Origin of the sequence: Mesotoga sp. UBA5825 (assembly GCF_002432955.1) — a bacterium.
GTDB lineage: Bacteria > Thermotogota > Thermotogae > Petrotogales > Kosmotogaceae > Mesotoga.
Window position 1 is genome coordinate 1 of the sequence record NZ_DJHG01000077.1, and the last position, 3,434, is coordinate 3,434.

Here is a 3,434-nt window from a genome sequence, read left to right on the forward strand (position 1 = left end):
GAGATTGATCTTAGGATTCTTGTTCAACTCCGCCAAATCTTCTTCACTTACCTCATCGCCTCTCTGGAGGTCTATTTTCAGGAATGTAAACTGCTCGTAGCTGGCCGCCACAAACCAATGATTTTCCAGATGGCGCTCAGACGAGATATCTGCGAACACCTTCGGTACTCCGTCCTCTTCACGGCCCCCGATTATCGGGCAGGTCTTGTTCTCCCATACGACAAGCGCATAGACTCCTTCGAGACCATCTGAGTTTCCCACATACTTCACAGGTGTCGTCACCTGGATGAGCCTGTACTCTCCCCCAATCATCCAGTCTACATCCCGGCAATTGGTGTACTGAACGGTAACGATAGGTTCTTTGAGCTCGAAATCTTCAGGGATGTGGTTCAGTAGAGCTTCTTCGTCCGTCTCATACTCCACCGTAATAACGGTATTGTCTCCGTAGACAACCCTTACCGGGTAGAAAGGATCGCCACCAAAGTGCACAGGCATCTTGTAGATAAAGTCATGGTTGAAAACGAATTTCCCTTTTTTCCCAGACACTTCATTTCCTCCTCTCTGCATCATGATGATTCAATTGGGGATTTTGATTAACGCCAAATCCTCCAGACTCGTAAAACTTCGTGTATGATTCTTGCAACTCTGCTTCCTTATTGATGTTTGAATGAATCTATAATTATCCAAAAAAGTCGGTAAGTCTCTTGAAGAAGTCAGGATGAATGAAGACTGTACGAGAAACCCGGCCTCTACTTCAAGATTATTAGAACACAAACCCTCATGAACTTCCAAGTAAAAATGAATCAGCAAGAACAGAAGGAATAAGCTTCATTTCTGCGCAGTATTTCCGTAAACTCTGTCGCCATACTCAACGCTGGGCTTGATTCTAGAGATGATCTCTTCCAAGTTCTATTCTTCTGAATTGACCTGGCCTGCAATTCTCTTATCGGTACGGCTTGGTTTATGTTATCCTGGAGCTCTTACTATTCAGAAACTGTCGAAAGGCGCTGTTCAAAAGCATCCAATCCCTGTATAATTGGAATAAATTCTCGCTTCTGAGGAGATTCCGTAACCGACTTGCCAAAAGGCATGATGCTCTTGACGCGGAGTGGATAGAGAATGGCTAAACGCTTTCTAATTGTACTCTTGACAATCTCGATTGTTTTTCTTGCATCCGGATGCCTCTTTTTTGGACTACCCAACTTAAATGGCAGCTGGGATGTCATCATGATTTATTCCGGCGGGGCTTCTGAAACCGCAACTTTTCATATCGAGCAACACATAGTATACAACTACAGGGGAAGTTTCTGTCTTGATTCATCTTGCAGAGAACTTTTCGGAATGATCTCAAACGATCGCGAAGTACATATAAACACCTGGACTTCTGAAAGAAGAATAGATTTCGCTGGATCGGTAACCAAGGACACGATGTCGGGAACGTTCACGATTTTCGATCTGGACGAAGGAACCTGGGAGGCGACGAAACGTTAGTTCGTGACCTCTCCGATAATCCGTGAATCTTTCAGATTTATCAGTTGTAACTTGCTGAGAGTTGGGATCTAGATCCCTTGCATAGGCTGTAGAAGATTGTGTTCATTCAGGTAAGACAGAATAGATATTCTCCACAGGCGCAAAGGATCAGATTACAATAGATCATCGGATTCATCAAACACTATCTCTTGAAAGCAGGTTTTTGGAGGGCGGAATGACAACAATATATCTAATGCGGCATGGACAGAGTCAGGCAAATGTAGAGGGGATATTTGCAAATGGCGATAATGGTTTTCCCCTAACCGATGAGGGAAGGATACAGGCGAAAATGGCCGCGCGCTATTTGAAGCTTAGGAACATTCGCAAGATCTACACCTCACCGATTCTGAGAGCAAGGGAGACCTCACGCATAGTCTCATCTGATCTTGAAATCGAACCTCAACTACTTGATGAGATCCGTGAATTTCACGTTGGCGAACTTGAGGGCCAGCTCATTGAAGGAGAAGCAGAAAGAGCGTTTCTTGAACTTGTAAGAAGTTGGATTGATGGCAAGATAGATAAGAGAATCCCCAACGGAGAGAGTCACAGAGAAGTTATCGATCGATTTTGGAAGGCTATGAATACAGTTGTTAGTGAATGTCCCGAAGGAGAAGCCCTTATGGTAAGTCACGGAGGCTTTCTGTCAATGACCCTTCCCTTCGTTTGCAACGGAATCGACCCGAAGAGATTCTTCTCGAGATCAGGCATTTCGATAAACAACTGCGCTATAACCACCGTGAAAGCCTACAGAAGAAACGACTCTTTTTCGCTCGAGCTTGTGGACTGGGCGAATACTTCGCATATGGAACTGGATTTCGAAAAGGAACCAGTAGAGACTATCTGGAACTCAGAAGATTGATGGAAAGATGATTTAGGAAGGAGGCAACAGTCGTGAAGATTGGAATAATCGCCTATTCGAAGACCGGAAATACACTGTACGTTGCCGAAAAACTGAGAGATGAGTTGATCTCCGCGGGAAAAGAAGCATCTGTGGTAAGGCTGAGATCGGAGACTCCCGATCTCGAAAGATATGAGGGACTGGTCTTCTGCTCTCCGGTGAATGGCGGAGCACCCGCCGATACTATGAAGAGCTACCTTGCCAAAATGAAGTCCCTTGAAGGCAAGAAGGTTGCCCTTATGGCTACGGGTCTCTTTCCAGCCGCTTTGGGAAGGAGACAGACGCTTGCCTACATGAAGAAGATCTGTAGAGAGAAAGGGGCAGAGATCTGCGGGGAGGCCAGCGTTGGATGGTGGAGTTTTGGACGAGAGAGAAAGATAGAGAGGTTGGTAGATGATCTCGCTTCTTGTTTCAAGTGACGGATGATTACAGTCCGTGTGTGCAAATCAGAATTACAACTGCCGGCCAAATTCACCTTCATATCATTCACTAATGAGTTCAACCAGATTTCTACAGGCCGCTTTTTGAAGATATTCCTTGTTGCAGAGGCAGAAGGCATTGGTTTTGAGAAAATGATAATCTCCCGCTAAACCGGGACAAAGTCTGCCGAAAACGCATCAATTTCCACGTACGATACCCGACAGTGCTAAGAGCTCGGGCCTTTCGGAAAGCTCTTCGCGTCTTCTCGACTGATATACTTGTTGCGAAAGCGAAATCATCGCTGATCTCGACAGTGATTTGTTTTTAGAGACTATCATCAAAGGAGGACTTTTCAATGCGCAAATTGCTTTCAATGACTGCAATAGTTCTTCTAGTTTCTTCACTCTTTGCTTCAACACCGGAAGAGATTCTCGTCAAAAGCGGGACTTTTCTTATGGGAACCACCTGGAGAGAGGAAGGCGTGGATAATGAAGCGGTTCGACGGATCCATCTGAATTACGATTACTACATCGGAAAGTACGAAGTTACCTTCGACGAGTACGGTTTTTTCACTGCGGAGACTGGA

At 45.2% G+C, this 3,434-nt stretch carries 5 protein-coding genes; 4 read left to right on the forward strand and 1 reads right to left on the reverse strand.

Annotated elements, in window-relative coordinates; translation table 11 throughout:
- A partial coding sequence (locus B3N33_RS07600; RefSeq protein WP_292592808.1) for an acetoacetate decarboxylase family protein occupies positions 1-546 on the reverse strand: 546 nt, incomplete at its 3' end.
- Positions 547-1,227: 681 nt separating this feature from the next.
- On the opposite strand from B3N33_RS07600, the gene B3N33_RS07605 reads away from it, so the two are divergent.
- The 4 genes from B3N33_RS07605 to B3N33_RS07620 all read left to right on the forward strand — a co-directional run.
- Complete coding sequence (locus B3N33_RS07605; protein ID WP_292592810.1) at positions 1,228-1,491, forward strand: hypothetical protein; 264 nt, start codon at positions 1,228-1,230, stop codon at positions 1,489-1,491.
- 214 nt (positions 1,492-1,705) lie between these two features.
- On the forward strand, positions 1,706-2,389 hold the full coding sequence (locus B3N33_RS07610; protein ID WP_214059878.1) for a histidine phosphatase family protein: 684 nt from the start codon (positions 1,706-1,708) through the stop codon (positions 2,387-2,389).
- A gap of 32 nt (positions 2,390-2,421) precedes the next feature.
- Entirely contained in the window at positions 2,422-2,847 is a 426-nt protein-coding gene (locus B3N33_RS07615; protein ID WP_214059879.1) for a flavodoxin family protein, read from the forward strand.
- 356 nt (positions 2,848-3,203) lie between these two features.
- Positions 3,204-3,434: SUMF1/EgtB/PvdO family nonheme iron enzyme (locus tag B3N33_RS07620; protein ID WP_292592812.1), on the forward strand; the 231-nt coding region annotated here is incomplete at its 3' end.